This window comes from Novosphingobium tardum, assembly GCF_042652045.1.
GTDB classification, from domain to species: domain Bacteria; phylum Pseudomonadota; class Alphaproteobacteria; order Sphingomonadales; family Sphingomonadaceae; genus Novosphingobium; species Novosphingobium tardum.
Genome location: NZ_JBHSDR010000008.1, coordinates 68,914 through 84,462, shown reverse-complemented (window position 1 = coordinate 84,462; position 15,549 = coordinate 68,914). Strand labels below are relative to the sequence as shown.

The following is a 15,549-nucleotide window of genomic DNA, read 5'->3' as shown; positions in this document are numbered from 1 at the left end:
CAGCCGGGCGCGACGCGGTCAGAATTTGTAGGTCGCGGTGCCGATCACTTGTCGTCCGGCACCGTAGGTGCAGTTGAACACCCCGGCGCAGCGCGCGACATAGCGCTTGTCGAGGATGTTCGAGCCGTTGATCGCGAAACGCCATTCGGGTGTATCGTAGTGGATGATCGCGTCGAACAAAGTGGCACTTTCGCTCTTGTACACGACCGGGTTGAACGCGCCCGGCAGGCTGCCCGCGCTGCCGCTGGCGTAACGCGCTCCCGCCCCGAAGCCGAGGCCGGCCAGCGCGCCGACCTGGAAGGTGTAGTCCGCAAACAGCGACGCCTTGTGCTTGGGTGTGACCGGCAGCGGCGCGCCGATCTCGACCGCAACGTTGCTCTGTTTGATTTCCGAATGGGTGTAGCTGTAGCTGCCGTTGATCGAGAGCTGTTCGCGAATTCGCGCGACAAGCTCGATCTCGCCGCCGTACACCTCGACCTTGCCGCTTTGCGTACCGAACACGGGCAATTGCGGGCCGGAAAGCGTCGAAACGACGTTCTTCTGGTCGATCTTGTATAGCGCAGCCGTGCCGAACAGCTTCACGTCATCGCCCATGTTGCGGCCGTCGAATTTCACGCCGCCTTCGATCTGGCGGCCCGTCGTGGGCTTGAACGCCTTGCCCGTGAGGTCCGCCCCGAGAACGGGTTCGAACGAGGTGGCATAGCTGACATACGGGGCAAATCCGCTGGGGCTGACGTAGTTCGCGCCGACCCGCCAGGTGAACTTGTCAGCCTTCTGCTTCACCGTCGGACCTGTTGCGGTTACCGGCGTGAAGGGCGGGATGTAATTGCTCTTCGTCCAGTCCTGCCGGCCGCTGACAAGCAGGAAGAGGTTGCCGATCCCGATCTGATCCTGCGCATATACGCCGGTCTGGCGCAGTCGCTGCTCGTTGTAGCGGGTCGCCAGCGCGGGCGTGATGAACGGTCCGCCCTGGCCATAGACCTGATTGTAGAGGTCGATGCTGCTGGCAGAGCCAAAACCGTAGGCGGCATCGTTGCGCACATTGCGATAGTCGAGCCCGACGAGAATCTTGTGCTCGATCGCGCCCGTCGCGAGCGCGGCATGGAAGCGGTTGTCGATGCTGAAGTTCTTGACCTTCTCGGCGTAGGGAAAGCTGAACCGCCCCACCGTCCGGTTGTCGGCGCCCAGGAAGCCGCCGTAGATGATCTGCTGGAACTCATCGTAGTCGCTCCACCGCGCGTTGACGGTCACACCCGCGGACGAGCTGAAATCATGGTCGGCTTCAAAGCCGGCCCCCCACTGGCGGCGAGTGTAACGGTTGTAGTCGGGCTCGCCCAGATTGGTGTCGCGGCGGACCCGGCCGTTGGGATTGGGAAGCAGCGTGCCCTGGACGGGAAGGAACCCGTTGGTATCGCCGTTCACCTCGTCGTACTGGTAATAGGCCAGCCCGGTCAGGCGCGTGGAATCGCCCAGGTGAATCGTCGCAGTGGGCGCGGCATAGAGCCGCTTCGCATGAACGAAGGCCCGCTCCGCGTCGCGATCGCGGTACATCACCGTCGCACGCGCCTCGATCATGTCATTGACGGGGCCGGTCACGGTCATGCCGATCTGTTTGTAGTCTTGCTCGCCGTACTTGGCGCTGATCTCTCCGCCAAACGTCCGCGATGCGCGGCGGCTGGTCAGGTTATAGATGCCGCCCGGGGGCGAGTTGCCGTAAAGCACCGAGGCCGGGCCCTTGAGGATGTCGAAGCTCTCGAAGCCGTAGAGGTCGACGCCGTTCGAAAGGATTGTGGTGGTAACGGGCGTCGCCAGGCCGTCAACGAACTGCTTGGGCGTGAAGCCGCGCACCTGGATGAAGTCGAAGCGAAGATCCGGGCCGTAGTTCTCGCCCGTGACGCCGGCGACGTAGCGCACCGCCTGCTGGGCATCGACGAAATTGAGCAGGTCGATCTGGTCGCGGCTGATGACGGTGACGGATTGCGGAGTCTCGATCAGCGGAATGTCGCTTTTCGTCGCCGTCGCGCTGCCCTGCGGCACGTAGTTTCGGGCGGTGACGATGATCACGTTCTCGCCGTCGCGGGTGGTCTGGACGGTGTCGAGTGTCTTGCCGTCGTCGGTCGAGGCGGGAGCAGAGGCGCTGTCCTGCGCGCTTGCGGCGGATGACAGCACGATGAAGGCGGCGATTGCGCCGATGGCGGCCGTAGTGGTGCGGAAGCGGTTGTTCATCGAAACCCCCATGATTTTGAAACCCCTGACGCGATAACAGCTATCATTGCCGGAGTAGATCGGTGCGCGTGGCAGGGCCGGTTATTGTTCCGTTTCGGCCAAGTTTGTCCCGCCACATCCAATTTGCGGTCTATTCATAATGCGAAACATTTGCAACAAGCGTAATTGGCCCATGTGCGACGGCACCTGACCCGCACGCTTGGGCGCCCTCTTGGCCAACGGACTAGACTTGCACATCGTCGCGGGGAGAAGGGGCGGATGCACGAATTCTGGATCACCCTGCACCGCTGGTCCGGGCTGTTCATGGTCCTCTTCCTGACGATTGCCGGCGTGACAGGCTGCATCCTGGTCTTTCGCGGCCCGATCGACCGCGAGCTGAATCCCGGCCTGTACCGACTTCACGCCGCAAGCGGACCGACGACTCCCGATGTCGCCGTCGCGGCAGTCCATGCCTACCAAGCCGGTCATCGAGATGAGCAGGTGGTGCAGTTCCCGCTTAACGTGCCGGCCAATCGCGCGCTCCCGGTAAAGGTAGCGGCGCGTCCCGGCGCGCCCGCGCCGGCAACGGATGAAGTGTTCCTCGATCCCGCGGACGGTTCGGTGATCGGCCGCCGGGCCAGCGGACCGGGCTGGGACCGCGCGCACTTCATCGCCGGGGTGTCCGATTTGCATTTCACGTTGTTGGCGGGAACCTGGGGGCGATGGCTTCTGGGGGTGGTCGCGCTGGTCTGGTTGATCTCGAACTTCATCGGAGCCTGGCTCACCTGGCCGCAACGCCCGCCGTATTGGAAGCAATGGAAGCGAAACTGGCAGTTCCGGCGGTCGAGCGCGATGCCGCGCCTTTTGCTCGACCTTCATCGCGCCAGCGGCCTGTGGCTTTTGCCGGCGCTGATCGTGCTGGCCTTCACATCGGCGGCGCTCAATTTCTTTTCGGAAGCCTGGGAGCCGGCGGTCACCGCGATTTCTCCGCTTGAGCGGAACCTGTTCGATCACGAGGCGCCGTTTCCCGAGGGCACTTCTCCGACCTTGCGCTTTGCCGACGGGCTGGCAGCGGCCAAGGCGCAGGCGGCGCGGGACGGACTGGCGTGGCAACCTGCCGCGATGCTCTATTTGCCCGAGTGGAACTTCTACGGGGTGAAGTTCACCCCCGACGGCATCCTCGATTACCGCGATCTCGGACCGGTCGATTACTACTTCGACGCGCATAGCCGGCGCTTCGCTCATGAGGTCAATCCCTACGACGACAGCACCGGGCTGGCCGCGATCCGCATCCTCTATCCGCTTCATAGCGGCGAGATATTCGGGGGCGCCACGGTCGCGGTCATCTTCCTCGCCGGGCTGACGACCGTCGGCCAAGGCGTCACCGGCGTCTATGTCTGGTGGAAAAAGCGCAAATCGCGCGTCGCCCGGCTCCGGGCCGCGCGCGCCAAGGACAGGAACGGATTGCCCACGCCATGAACACCCCCGACGTTCCCGAACCTGTTGTCGATGACGTCGAGCCGGGCGTTCGACAGTTCGTCGAACGAACCTCGGCGGATTATGCGCGGCTGAGCGGCGCCGATCCGGTGGACGTCGTCCGCCGCCGCGCGATTGCCGAGGAAGTGCGCCGCCCGTGGGTCGCTGGCGGTCCCGCGATGGCATCGACCGAAGACGTGCGGATCGGAACTGCGGGCCTGCGCTTGCGGATCCACCGTCCGACACTCGATGCGGACTTGCCCGCGCTCCTCTACTGCCATGGTGGCGGGTGGACCGTGTTTAGCCTCGACACCCACGATCGCCTGATGCGCGAATATGCTGCGCGCAGTGGATGTGCTGTCGTCGGGATTGACTACAGCCTCTCGCCCGAAGTGCGTTTTCCCCACGCGCTTGGCGAGGTGCGTGACGCGGTCGAGTGGGTCGCCGCGAACGGGACCGAACATGGGATCGATCCCGCCTTGCTTGCGCTGGGTGGAGACAGTGCCGGCGGGAACCTCGCGCTTGCCACTGCCATGGCCCTGCGGGATTCCGGGCGGCCGCTTCTTTCCGCGCTACTGGTAAATTACGGCGCGATCGATGACGTCGAGCGCGCCTCCTATGCCCGTTTCGGCGGCGATGCGTACATGCTGACCCCTTCGGAAATGGCCGAGTTCTGGGTGAATTACCGCGCGGGCGAGCGTGGGCCCGACCCCCGCGCGCGGCCGCTGCTCGGCCGGTTCGAGGGGCTTCCGCCCACGTTCCTTTGCATCGCCGAGTGCGACATTCTGGCGGACGAGAACAGGGAGCTTGGGGTGAAGCTGGCCGCGGCGAATGTCGACGTCGAGATGCGCGTCTATCGCGGCGCGACCCACAGCTTTCTCGAGGCTGCGGAAGTCTCGCCCCTCGCGCGCAGGGCGCTCGACGAAGCATCGGCCTGGTTGCGTGCGGTACTGGCGCGATGAACGGTTTCGCGCAGGCATCGGACGACGAGCTGGCTTGCCTGATCGACGAGACAGGGCTGGCCTGGATCGTGCCCCATGCGGCGCCCGAACTGGCATTGCTGATGCCGGTGGTGAGGGAAATGGGGCAGGAAGCGCTCCTCGGCCACCTCCCCAAATCGCACCCCGCTGCGGATGCCCTGATGCGAGCGGGGCGGGCGCAGCTTCTTTTCCTCGGGCCCAACTCCGTCGTCACGGGAAACATTGCGGGTGAGCCCGACTGGGCGCCGACCTGGAACTTCGTCGCGGCGCGGCTTGATGTCGATATCGTGGTTGATGACGCGCTGACCGGCGAGGCGCTCGCGGCAACGGTCGCGCACTTCGATCCCGAATGGCGGGCTGCGGGCCTTGGTCCGCGCTACGAGGTGCTGAAGCGGCGTGTGATCGGTTTTCGCGCGACGATCAACGTGGCTGCACCGCGCCTCAAGCTGGGCCAGGATGAGAAGCCCGCGGTTCGCGAGCGCATAGCCGCGGCCTTTGCGGGGACGCCGCTGGGTCGGTGGATGGAGATGCGGCGCTAATTCGCCGGGCTGTTCAACACCGCCGCGCAGGTGCATGCCCGGCTGAAACGGTAGGCAACGAGGCGGCCATGGATTTCGACGATCAATTGCGACGCTACTTCGGTACCGCCGATTTGGGTGAATTGACGCCGGACGCGCTTTCCGCCGGGACCGAGCGCATGGCCGTGGACCTGGGGCTGGAAAGAGATCGCGCCAGGCGCTTCGCGATCTGGGCCCTGCTTTACGTCCTCGGAAGCGCGCCTGATCTCGATGTCGCGTTCACCGACGAAGCCGCGCGCAACGAGGCACGCGACTTCATGGAGATGATGGAACGCGTGGAAGGCGGCGCTGGCTGAGGCGACCTGCCCGCGTCTTACTTCCAGGCGAACAACATCCGGCCAGGACCCAGTCGCTCAAGCACCTGGCCGATGACCGATGGAGCGACCGCGAAGCAGCCCTGGCTCCGCCCAATCCGGCCCTGGTCGCGGGCCATGCGCTGATCGACGTAGCTGGCCGCGTGGATGACGATCCCCCGATCGAGCGCCTCGCTGTTCTCGGAATCCAGGCCCACCAGACGGCGCGAGCGTCCGTGCTTGCCGGAATAGGTCTCTCCGACAAGGAAAGCGCCCCTGCACGAAGCGTTGGAATTCGGCTGGTTCGACAGGCGCTCGACCCAACCGCTGGCAGCCGGGTCGGACCCCTGGCCGTGAGCGACGAGATGAGTGTCGAACTTGCCCCTGGTCAGATCGACAAGGTGAAATCGCGGGTCGCGCGAAGGCTCGGCGAAATCGACGATGCCGATGAGATCGCGATTGGGGATCGTGCCGCTATGCCGATCCAGCGCCGCCAAGGCGCGAGGAAGCAAGCGCGGCATGTCGGCCGCATTCAGCAGTGGCGCAGTGCCGGGGGCGATCGCTGTCGGAGCAGGCGAAAGCATCGAAAATACGCTGCCGCCTGAGTGTCCAAGTCGGGCTGGAAGCGCCAGTCCGGCCATGCCCACCGCAGCCGCGCCAAGAAAGCGTCGCCGATCCGAAGTGCCGTGTTTTTCGATGCGTTCCATTGTTAAATAGTATCATAAGAAACCTTTCGGGACGCTGTATGAGCGTCCGAGAGCGGGCGATGCGCGTTCGCGCTGGCAATGCCCGCCGGGTTTGCCCAAGGCGGTCGAATGCGACTCCGCGATTTCGTCCTGCTCGTCTTCGTGTGCCTGATGTGGGGCTTCAGCAACGTCCTCAGCAAGCTCGTGGTCGGACCCTGGCACGTGCCGCCGCTGTTCTTTGCAGCCTTGCGTTTCCTGATCGTGCTGCTGGTAACGCTGCCGTGGCTGCTGCCGGTGCCACGCCCGGGCTGGCGGATAATCCTGGTTGGCGCCTTGATGGGCGGCGGCAACTTCGCGCTGCTGTTCATCGGCTTGCAGACCTCGTCGCCATCGATGGCGGCGGTCGTCATCCAGGCAGGCGTGCCCATTACGACACTGCTTTCGGTCGTGATGCTCGGCGAGCGGATCCACTGGCGGCGGGGCGGTGGCATTGCGTTGACGCTGATCGGTGTTCTGCTGGTGGTGTGGCGACCCGGCTTTGCCCTGTCTCCGGGCCTGCTGTTCATCCTCGGGGCGGCCGCTGCGGGGTCGCTCGGCGCGATCCTGATGAAGCAGATGGACCGGATTGCGCCGCTGCGCTTCCAGGCGTGGGTGGGACTGACCGGCTCGCTGCCGCTCGCGTTGGCATCGGCGCTCTTCGAGCATGGACAGTGGCAGGCCGCGACGGCAGCGGGATGGCCGTTCTTGGGGGCGATCCTGTTCTCGGCGCTCGTGGTCTCGGTCTGCGCGCACACGGCGTATTACTGGCTGATCGCGCGCTATGAAGCGAATCTCCTTGCGCCGCTTACGTTGATGACGCCGCTGGCAACGATCGCGCTGGGGGTGATGATCACCGGGGACCGCCTCGATACGCGGACCTTGATCGGAACAGGGCTCGCCCTTCTGGGTGTGCTTGTGGTGGCAGTGCGGCCGAGCCGCGCGCCGATCGTCGAGGCGCAGGAACGCTCCTAACGGCTTCGGCTAGAGTGACTGGCCCGCCGCCCAACCGCTCGCCCAGGCCCACTGGAAATTGTAGCCGCCCAGCCATCCGGTAACGTCGACCGCCTCGCCGATGGCGTAGAGGCCGGGAACGCGGCGTGCCTCGAACGATTGCGATGAAAGTTCCGCCGTGCTGATCCCACCGACCGTCACCTCGGCTTTGGCGAAGCCTTCGGAGCCATTGGGATGAAAGCGCCAGTCGGCCAAACGCGCCGCGACTTCGTCCAGCTTTGTGTCGCGCTGGTTGGCCAGCTCGCCGGGAAGCGCGATCTGGTCGGCCAGGGCTTCGGCAAGGCGATCGGGCAGCGAACGGGCGAGCGTGCTGCGCAACGTCGCGCGAGGAGAGGCGTGCTTGGCCTCGCGCAGCCAACCGCGAGCGCGTTCCGGAAGAAAGTCGATTCCGACGGTTTCTCCCCGGCGCCAGTACGACGATATCTGGAGGATCGCCGGACCGGAGAGACCGCGGTGCGTGAACAGGGCGGCCTCGGCAAACTCGGCCTTGCCGGTCCGGGCAACGACCGGGGCGCTGACGCCGGAAAGCTTGCGGAACAGAACCTCGTCGCTGCCGAGGGTCAGCGGGACGAGAGCGGGGCGCGGCTCCACGACCTTGAGTCCGAAGGCGCGCGCAAGTTCGTAGGCAAGGCCGGTTGCCCCCAGCTTCGGGATCGAAGGACCACCGGTGGCGACGACAAGTGCCGGGGCGCGATAAGTCCTCGCGCCGGTCGTGACCCGAAAGTGTCCGTCGCCATGTTCGACCGCGCCGGTTGGTTGTCCCAGCGCAAGCTCGACCCCGCCCTTGCTGCATTCCGCGAGCAGAAGATCGACCACTTGCATCGCCGACCCGTCACAGAAGAGCTGGCCAAGCGTTTTTTCGTGCCAGGCAATGCCGTAGGCTTCGACCAGCGACAGGAAATCCTGCGGGGTGTAGCGGCTGAGCGCCGAGCGGGCGAAATGGGGGTTGGCGGAAATGAACCTGTCGGGCGCGGTGCCGATGTTCGTGAAGTTGCAGCGCCCACCGCCGGAGATGACGATCTTGCGCCCGGGCTGCGCATTGTGATCGATCAGCAGCACGCGCTTGCCGCGCTGGCCCGCAGTCGCGGCGCACATCATCCCGGCCGCGCCCGCGCCCAGCACGATAGCGTCGTAATCCGTTGTCATGGTCGGGTCCCTGGCACGCGACTGCCGCTAGGGGCATTCGCGGCCAGGCGCCACCGTTTCAGGTCACGGCAAGGCCAGGCAGTCCGCCTGCCGCACGCCAGTCTGAAAGAATCTTGAAGAACGCGACCGAACCCTTGCCGTAGGAACTGAAGCTGGCGGCGAGGGGGCTGAGCTTGCCTTCGCCGTTGTAGTAGCCCGGCGTGCACTCCTCGAGGAACTTCTTGCGATCCAGAACGGCGTCCAGAATCTCCCGGGTCCAAGCTTCCTCTGCCTCCTCGGTCGGCTCGACGCGCGTTTTCTGGCCGTGCAGGGCCTCGGCGATGATGTGCGCCGCGTGCGTGCTCTGTTCGTCGAGCGCGTGGGGATAGTTAGCGGTGAAGCCGGACTGGACGACCGAGAAGATAAAGCAGTTGGGAAATCCGTTGACGGTCATCCCGTGCAGGCTGCGGCCGCCTGTCGACCATTTTTCCTCGAGCGTACGGCCGCCTAACCCACGGATCTGATAGCCTGCGCGGCGGGCATAGCTCGTTCCAACCTCAAAGCCGGTGGCAAAGATCAGGCAGTCGAGCTTGTATTCCTGTCCGTTGGCGACGACCCCATCCGGGGTGATCCGTTCCACGCCTTTGCCATCCGTATCGATCAGCGCGACGTTGGGCCGGTTGAAGGTCGCCAGGTAGTCGTCGTGGAAGCAGGGGCGTTTGCAGAACTGGTTGTAGTAGGGCTTCAGGGCCTCGGCAGTCTCGCGGTCGCCGACGATTTCCTCCACCCGGCGGCGGATCGCCTCCATCTTCTGGAAATCGGCAAGCTGAACCAGTTCGCCGGGGTCGACCTTCTTTTGCCCGGCGTCCTTGGCAGCACGCATCCTGGCGATGACGCCGAGGTTGCGGATGATGTCGGTCCAACCGTCGGCCACCAGGTCCTCGTCGGCCCAGCCGCCCGAGACGAGCGTGTTGAAGTTCTCCATCCGGTGGCGATGCCACCCGGGCTGGAGCGAGGCCGCCCACTCCGGATCGGTTGGCCGGTCGCCGCGGACGTCGATGGATGAAGGCGTGCGTTGGAAGACGTAAAGCTGCTTGGCCGAAGCTCCCAGGTGGGGAACACACTGGACAGCGGTCGCCCCCGTACCGATGATCCCGACCACCTTGTCGGCAAGGCCGGTAAGGTTTCCGTGCTGGTCGCCCCCCGTATAGGCATAGTCCCAGCGGCTGGTGTGGAACGTGTGGCCCTTGAACGACTCGATCCCGGGAATGCCGGGCAGCTTCGGCCGGTGGAGAGGGCCGTTTGCCATGATCACGAAGCGCGCGCGGATGCTGTCACCGCGGTTTGTCGATACCGTCCAACGTCGCGCCTCCTCGGACCACGCAAGGTCGGTGACTTCGGTCTGGAACAGGACGTCGCGATTGAGGTCGAACTGTTCGGCAATCTGCCGCGAGTAGGCGCGGATTTCCGATCCTTGCGAATACTTGCGCTCGGGCATGAAGCCCGTCTCTTCAAGCAACGGAAGGTAAACGTAGCTTTCGATGTCGCAGGCCGCGCCTGGATAGCGGTTCCAGTACCAGGTGCCGCCGAACTCGCCGCCTTTTTCGATGATGCGGACATCTTCGATACCCTGCTGGCGCAGCCGTGCCGCCGCCAACATTCCGCCAAAGCCGCCGCCGATCACCACGACGTCCTTCTCGTCGCTCAGCTTCTCGCGGACGATGGGTTCCGTGATGTAAGGATCGTCAAGGTAATGGGCGAACTTGCCGGCCATCTCGACGTACTGGTCGTTCGCCTCGCCCTTCAGACGCTTGTCCCGCTCCTCGCGGTACTTGGCGCGCAGGGCCTTGGGATCGAAGCCGAGCGGCTCGTCGTGGGCAACGTGGATCGCCTGGGATTCGATGGTCATCGCTCTCACCTGGTTGGCACCGCGCGATCTTTCGCTCGGTTGCGTAAATTCTTGCGGCCAGCGTGAACAACGCCACCTCGAAGATCAAGCGGCGCAGCACAGGCGCGCGCACTTCGCGGCTCGACGAAGGGCGGATCTTCGATCAAGCTGCGTTCGCCACGCGGAAACGGAGAACGAAGCGATGCAGGTCAACGCGCTGGATCACGTCAACATCATCACCGCAGATCTTGATGGTACAGCCCGGTTTTACGGCGCGCTGCTCGACCTGGAGCGGCGCGACGGTCCCCATCCGCTGCCTGCCGACAAGGTCCAGTGGATGCACGATGCCGTTGGCCGAGCGATCTTCCACATCAACAGCGAGGATTTTCCCCGCGCTTACGATCGCGCCGTGGCACCCGGCACGCCGACCGGCGCGATTCACCATGTGGCGCTCAATTGCTCGGGCCGCGGCGAGGTAGTTGCCAGGCTGAACGCCATGGGGGCCGACTATAAGGAAAACGACGTCGCCTCGATCGGGCTGCGGCAGATCTTTGTAACCGATCCCAACAACGTGCTGCTGGAACTCAATTTCTACGAGGCATGACGCCTCGCTACTTGCTTGTCAGCGCCCAGACCCCGTCCCAGTCCGGCGGCGGAGGGACGACCCGGAACTGGCGGCAGCGGTCCCGATAGACGCGCGATGGACCGTCACCCGGCATGGCGACCAGCGCCTGCTCGAATGCCGCCTCGGCCTGTTCCCATTCCAGGGCGCGGTATGCGGCGAGCCCGTTTTCGAACGCCTCGAGCATTGCGCCTAGCCCGCGGTCGATCTCGTTGCTGCGATATTGCAGCGATTCATGGATCGCTACCGGGCGCGCCTTTCCACGGACGCGAATGCGGTCGATCTCGCGCAGAAGGACGGGGGACCCGAGCGCATCGCGCGTGAACTCCGAGATGAGGATCTTCGAGCCGTAGAGCTTGTTCGCTCCTTCCAGCCGCGACGCCAGGTTCACGTTGTCGCCGATCACGGTGTATTCCATCCGCTTGGCCGAGCCGATGTTGCCGACGATCACTTCGCCGGTGCTGACGCCGATCCCAATGTCCAGCTTGGGGTGCCTGTCGCGGGTTCGCTGTGCGTTGATCCGGGTCAACGCGCGCATCATCTGGTTGGCTGTGGCGACGGCATTGTCCGCATCGCGCGCGGTAGCAAAGGGCGCCCCGAAGAGAGCCATCATCGCGTCGCCGATGTATTTGTCGAGGATGCCGCCATTGCGCAGGACCACGTCGACCATCTCGGTGAAGTAGGCATTGAGCATCGCCACTGTCTCGCGCGCTCCGATGGATTCCGCGATCGAGGTAAATCCGCGCACGTCGGCGAATAGCACCGAGACCTTCTGGTCCTTGCCGATCAGCTCGTCTTCGCCGGCGGCGAGAAGCTGCTCGGCGACTTCTGCGCTCATGTAGCGCGACATGGTCGAGCGCACCCGCTTTTCGGCAGTGATGTCCTCCATCACCAGCATCGAACCGATGCGCTTGTCCGCGGCATCGATCAGCGGCGCGGTGGTCAGATTGACCGAAGCGGGAGCGGCATCCACGCGGGCAATCTGAACGTCGAAGGCGAGGGCGGGGTCGGCAGTGCGGGCCGCGCGCTCGATGCTGTCGGCGATCCAGCTGTTGTCGCCGCAGAACGCCGCGCGCGCTTGCTGGCCGACCACCGCCTCGCGCGAGCCGCCGACCAGCGCCACCGCGGCGTCGTTGGCGGTGACGATCACGTTGTCAGCGTCGAGAGTAATGATCCCGTTCGAGGTGCTCTTGAGGATGCTCTCGTTGTAATTCTTCATGTTGAGCACGTCTTCGAACAGCCGGGCGTTTTCCAGGCACACGGCGATCTGCGCCGAAAATGCGCGCAGGCGGGCCTCGTCGCGCGGGTTGAAGGCACCCTGGCGCTTGTTCAGAACTTGCGTCACGCCAATGCGGGTGCCGGCCTTGTTTGAAATGGGCGCGCACAGGATGCTGCGGGTTATGAATCCTGTGCGACGGTCGACCTCCTTGCCAAACCGCGGGTCCTCGTAGGGGTCGGAGATGTTCTCCATCACCCCGCTGGCGAAAACCGCGCCGGCAATGCCCCGGTCGACCGGGATGCGGATTTCACGCAACCCGTCGCCTTCGGCATAAAGCGAAAAGAGTTCGCCGGTCTTGGGGTCGTGGACGAAAAGGGTCGATCGCTCCGCGTTCAGAAGCTGCGTCGTCTCGTGCATGATCCGCGCGATAAGCAGATCAAGCTGAAGCTCGCCGGCCAGATCGTGGCTGATCGCAAGGATGCGTTGCTCTTCCTGCAACGCCTCGACCATCATCAGGAAGCCGCGGTTGATTTCGGCATATTCGTCGGTGCTGACGACATCGAGGCGGACCCGGTCCAGGCGGTTCTTCTCTACCTCGCCCATCGCCTCGACGAGACGGGTTGCGGAAGACGAAACCTCGTTCGCGGTCAGCAGTGCCATGATCACCGAACCAGCCATGCAGATGATGACCAGGCCGCCGACCCACAGATACAGCGGCAGCATGTCGGAGAGAGCAACATTGATGCCGCGGGTGAGCATGATCCGCTCGACCTTGAAAATGACCGAGGCCGCGAAGAACACCAGGGGCAGGGCGGTGACGAAAATGGCGAGGTAAAGCAGCTTGCTCTTGAGCCGGACGGCAATCAATCGGCGCTGGTAGCCAGGAGCGAGCGGACTGCCGAGAGCGCGGCTGAGGCGCAGGATCGTTGGCACCATCGCCCGGCTGACGGCAAAGAATTCGAATATCGCATGAGTGGGCGAAGCGAAGAACAGGACCATCGCCGAGAACGTGAGGACCTGCCACCGGGCGAAGTAGGCGTCGGTCCAGGGCGAGGTCAGGACCATGCAGGTTGGCACGATGATCGCCACGATAGGCCCGTGGAGGAAGGTGACCCTCAGGAACGACAGCAGCGGCAGGTTGAGCGATTGAACGAGAGCTCGCGAAAGGTCAGCGGGGCTGGCGGTGCTCGTGCGATCAAGCGTGTCGAGCGCAGCGGCGATTGGGCGGGTGTGGCGGTGGATCACCCACACGTCGATCGAGGTGTAGATGATCACGGCGAGCGGCAGCTGCGCCATGATCATCAGCCACTGCCAGCCGGTGAATTCCAGCCCGAGCAGCACGAGGATCAGCGTGATCACGATCGCGGCTATGCAGCCCGAGTTGTAGATCCACACCAGCCGCCAGAATAGCGCCCTGCCGGAGCCAGCCGGGGCTGCGGGGGACAAGGGTTCTTCCGTGGGACCTTCCTGCATGTTCCAGGGAAGAGGAGAGGCGGCCCCCATCAGGCGCGCGCCGCGAGAGCCGCACCGGAAGAACCCATGCCGGGCGCCGGCGCCCAGCGAACGAGTTCCTCCTCAACCGATTTGGCGAGATCGCGCAGCAGGCCGCGTTCGGTCTCGGACAGATCGCGCGGACGGATATCGATCACGCAGAACGTGCCGATGCACTGGCCGCCGGGAAGGATCAGCGGAACACCCGCGTAAAACCGGATGCGTGGGCCTCCATTGACCAGCGGGTTGTCGCGAAATCTCTGGTCGTTGAGCGTATCGGGCACGACGAGGATCTGCCGCGCCTCGACCGCGTGCGCGCAGAACGACATTTCCCGCGGCGTCTCGCACTCGTTGGTTCCGAAGCACGACTTGAACCACTGGCGATCGGAATCGACGAGGCTGACGAGAGCCACCGGTACGTCGAACAGCGCCGCGGCGATGCGCGTGAACCGATCGAAAGTCTCTTCGGGCGGGGTATCCAGGATGCCCAGGCTGTGCAGCGCGGCAAGACGCTCGGCCTCGTCGGAAGGTTTCGCAGCACGGACCCAGCGCAGTTCCGAACGCATGATCCAGGTGCGAATGCGGGACCGGGCGTATTCCACCGAGAATGGCGCCTCGAGCCAGTCGACCGCGCTGCACTCCATCCCCGTGGCTGGGAGAGGTCCGTGACCGAGGATCATGATAGGCACGTTGTCAGCGCCTTCGTGGGGGAGTGCCCGTACCGCATAGGCAAAGGCAGTGCCGCGCATTCCGGCAAGAGCATCGTCCACGATGATCAGGTTCGGATGATGCTGGGCAATAAGGGAAAGACCTTCGTCCGAGGTCTTCGCGCGCAGCATTGCGATCGTCTCGTCCGCTACGGCAAGCGCGATCTTCGCGGCAAGCTCGTCATCGTCTGCGACCAGCAGGAGCAATTGGCGGCCCGCCACACTTCGGCCCAGCCTTGCGGTTTCGGGTTGGTCGGGCGTTGGCAGGGCATCGCGCTTTCCGGCCAGTTCGATCTCCATCCCTTCGGCCGCACCGAAGATTTCCATCGCAGTCTTGCCGCCGATATTTGCGAGAACGGCTGCGACAACCGCGTCGATTTCGTCATCGCTACGCATCGGATCGTGATGCGTCAGGGCCAGCTTTCCGACACCCGCAAAGCGCGCCACGGCGACTGCATATTCCACGGTGCTATGGCCCCAGCCGGCCTTGTCGCCGTACTCCGCCGCGACATACTGCGCATCGTGAATGACGAGGTCCGCATCGGCAAGAAACTGGGCGTGGCGCAAGTCCTGCCCATCGATCGCCAATTCTCCACCGGCAAGCCCGCGAGAGTGCGGCTCGTGATCACAGGAATAGACGACGGTTGCCCCGTCGGCCTCGATCCTGAAGCCCAGAGTCAGCGCCGGGTGATTGAGATAACAAGTGCTGATCGACACGTCGTCGATGGTAAAGCGGCCTTCGCCGAGGTTGTGGTAGCGCACGCTTGCGCCGAACGCTTCGGGGGTGACGGGAAAGTAGGTGTATTCCATCTGCCCAGCGAGGGTCTCGCGCAGCGATTCCCCGAAGCCCTGCGGGGCGTAGAGATCCCATTCGTGGCCCGGAACGAAGAACGGGGCAAAGAATGGGATGCCTTGGATATGGTCCCAGTGGGTGTGGCTGATGAGCATGTGGCCCTTGCTGGGCTCATCCTCAGCAAGGATCGCCTGGCCAAGGCCGTGGCCGCCGGTGCCGCAGTCTATGACGATCCGGGTGCCGGCATCGGTGACTACTTCGACGCAGCTAGTGTTGCCGCCATATCGGACCGTGGTCGGCCCGGGCTTGGCGAACGACCCGCGCGTACCCCAAAAACGCACCTTCATTGTGACGCATCTCCCCGAGCGACGGGGAAGCACGATAGTTCCGGAATTAACCGGTACCCGGCGACTCCCTCGATTACGCTAGGCCGCGC

At 64.4% G+C, this 15,549-nt stretch carries 12 protein-coding genes; 6 read left to right on the top strand and 6 right to left on the bottom strand.

Annotation, left to right across the window (positions count from 1 at the left end; genetic code table 11):
- Positions 1-18 precede the first annotated feature (18 nt).
- Entirely contained in the window at positions 19-2,226 is a 2,208-nt protein-coding gene (locus ACFO0A_RS14410) for a TonB-dependent siderophore receptor (RefSeq protein WP_379539768.1), read from the bottom strand.
- Positions 2,227-2,484: 258 nt separating this feature from the next.
- Between ACFO0A_RS14410 and ACFO0A_RS14405 the strand changes: the two genes are divergently transcribed.
- The 4 genes from ACFO0A_RS14405 to ACFO0A_RS14390 all read left to right on the top strand — a co-directional run bounded on the left by ACFO0A_RS14405 (position 2,485) and on the right by ACFO0A_RS14390 (position 5,535).
- Entirely contained in the window at positions 2,485-3,684 is a 1,200-nt protein-coding gene (locus ACFO0A_RS14405; protein ID WP_379539766.1) for a PepSY-associated TM helix domain-containing protein, read from the top strand.
- Positions 3,681-4,643 carry an alpha/beta hydrolase gene (locus ACFO0A_RS14400; RefSeq protein ID WP_379539764.1) on the top strand — a complete coding sequence of 321 codons (963 nt, stop codon included), beginning with the start codon at positions 3,681-3,683 and terminating at the stop codon, positions 4,641-4,643. Before ACFO0A_RS14405 ends, ACFO0A_RS14400 begins: the two co-directional genes overlap by 4 nt.
- Positions 4,640-5,200, top strand: coding sequence for an FMN-binding negative transcriptional regulator (locus tag ACFO0A_RS14395; RefSeq protein WP_379539762.1), 561 nt, complete (start codon positions 4,640-4,642; stop codon positions 5,198-5,200). Before ACFO0A_RS14400 ends, ACFO0A_RS14395 begins: the two co-directional genes overlap by 4 nt.
- A 68-nt stretch (positions 5,201-5,268) precedes the next feature.
- The gene (locus ACFO0A_RS14390) at positions 5,269-5,535 is read left to right on the top strand and encodes a hypothetical protein (protein ID WP_379539760.1); all 267 of its coding nucleotides are present in this window, start codon (positions 5,269-5,271) and stop codon (positions 5,533-5,535) included.
- Positions 5,536-5,552: 17 nt separating this feature from the next.
- Here the strand turns inward: ACFO0A_RS14390 and ACFO0A_RS14385 are convergent, their stop codons facing one another.
- Positions 5,553-6,239: a murein L,D-transpeptidase catalytic domain family protein gene (locus ACFO0A_RS14385; protein ID WP_379539758.1), complete on the bottom strand. Its 687-nt coding sequence runs from the start codon at positions 6,237-6,239 to the stop codon at positions 5,553-5,555.
- Between the two features lie 108 nt (positions 6,240-6,347).
- Between ACFO0A_RS14385 and ACFO0A_RS14380 the strand changes: the two genes are divergently transcribed.
- The gene (locus ACFO0A_RS14380) at positions 6,348-7,229 is read left to right on the top strand and encodes a DMT family transporter (RefSeq protein ID WP_379539756.1); all 882 of its coding nucleotides are present in this window, start codon (positions 6,348-6,350) and stop codon (positions 7,227-7,229) included.
- 9 nt (positions 7,230-7,238) lie between these two features.
- Here the strand turns inward: ACFO0A_RS14380 and ACFO0A_RS14375 are convergent, their stop codons facing one another.
- Together ACFO0A_RS14375 and ACFO0A_RS14370 are read right to left on the bottom strand one after the other, a co-directional pair.
- Complete coding sequence (locus ACFO0A_RS14375) at positions 7,239-8,414, bottom strand: BaiN/RdsA family NAD(P)/FAD-dependent oxidoreductase (RefSeq protein ID WP_379539754.1); 1,176 nt, start codon at positions 8,412-8,414, stop codon at positions 7,239-7,241.
- Between the two features lie 58 nt (positions 8,415-8,472).
- Positions 8,473-10,302, bottom strand: a complete 1,830-nt coding sequence (locus ACFO0A_RS14370; RefSeq protein ID WP_379539752.1) for a flavin-containing monooxygenase — start codon at positions 10,300-10,302, stop codon at positions 8,473-8,475.
- A gap of 181 nt (positions 10,303-10,483) precedes the next feature.
- Here ACFO0A_RS14370 and ACFO0A_RS14365 point away from each other — a divergent pair, with 181 nt between their 5' ends.
- A complete protein-coding gene (locus ACFO0A_RS14365) occupies positions 10,484-10,885 on the top strand; it encodes a VOC family protein (protein ID WP_379539750.1) in 402 nt (133 codons plus the stop codon).
- 7 nt (positions 10,886-10,892) lie between these two features.
- On the opposite strand, the gene ACFO0A_RS14360 is transcribed toward ACFO0A_RS14365, so the two are convergent.
- On the bottom strand, positions 10,893-13,568 hold the full coding sequence (locus tag ACFO0A_RS14360; RefSeq protein ID WP_379539748.1) for an adenylate/guanylate cyclase domain-containing protein: 2,676 nt from the start codon (positions 13,566-13,568) through the stop codon (positions 10,893-10,895).
- A 56-nt stretch (positions 13,569-13,624) separates the two neighbouring features.
- Positions 13,625-15,460, bottom strand: coding sequence for a GAF domain-containing protein (locus ACFO0A_RS14355; protein WP_379539746.1), 1,836 nt, complete (start codon positions 15,458-15,460; stop codon positions 13,625-13,627).
- Positions 15,461-15,549: the final 89 nt, after the last annotated feature.

Coding starts and splice junctions, on each gene's coding strand:
- ACFO0A_RS14410 (WP_379539768.1), bottom strand. CDS start 2,226: ATGAACAACCGCTTCCGCACCACTACGGCCGCCATCGGCGCAATCGCC.
- ACFO0A_RS14405 (WP_379539766.1), top strand. CDS start 2,485: ATGCACGAATTCTGGATCACCCTGCACCGCTGGTCCGGGCTGTTCATG.
- ACFO0A_RS14400 (WP_379539764.1), top strand. CDS start 3,681: ATGAACACCCCCGACGTTCCCGAACCTGTTGTCGATGACGTCGAGCCG.
- ACFO0A_RS14395 (WP_379539762.1), top strand. CDS start 4,640: ATGAACGGTTTCGCGCAGGCATCGGACGACGAGCTGGCTTGCCTGATC.
- ACFO0A_RS14390 (WP_379539760.1), top strand. CDS start 5,269: ATGGATTTCGACGATCAATTGCGACGCTACTTCGGTACCGCCGATTTG.
- ACFO0A_RS14385 (WP_379539758.1), bottom strand. CDS start 6,239: ATGGAACGCATCGAAAAACACGGCACTTCGGATCGGCGACGCTTTCTT.
- ACFO0A_RS14380 (WP_379539756.1), top strand. CDS start 6,348: ATGCGACTCCGCGATTTCGTCCTGCTCGTCTTCGTGTGCCTGATGTGG.
- ACFO0A_RS14375 (WP_379539754.1), bottom strand. CDS start 8,414: ATGACAACGGATTACGACGCTATCGTGCTGGGCGCGGGCGCGGCCGGG.
- ACFO0A_RS14370 (WP_379539752.1), bottom strand. CDS start 10,302: ATGACCATCGAATCCCAGGCGATCCACGTTGCCCACGACGAGCCGCTC.
- ACFO0A_RS14365 (WP_379539750.1), top strand. CDS start 10,484: ATGCAGGTCAACGCGCTGGATCACGTCAACATCATCACCGCAGATCTT.
- ACFO0A_RS14355 (WP_379539746.1), bottom strand. CDS start 15,460: ATGAAGGTGCGTTTTTGGGGTACGCGCGGGTCGTTCGCCAAGCCCGGG.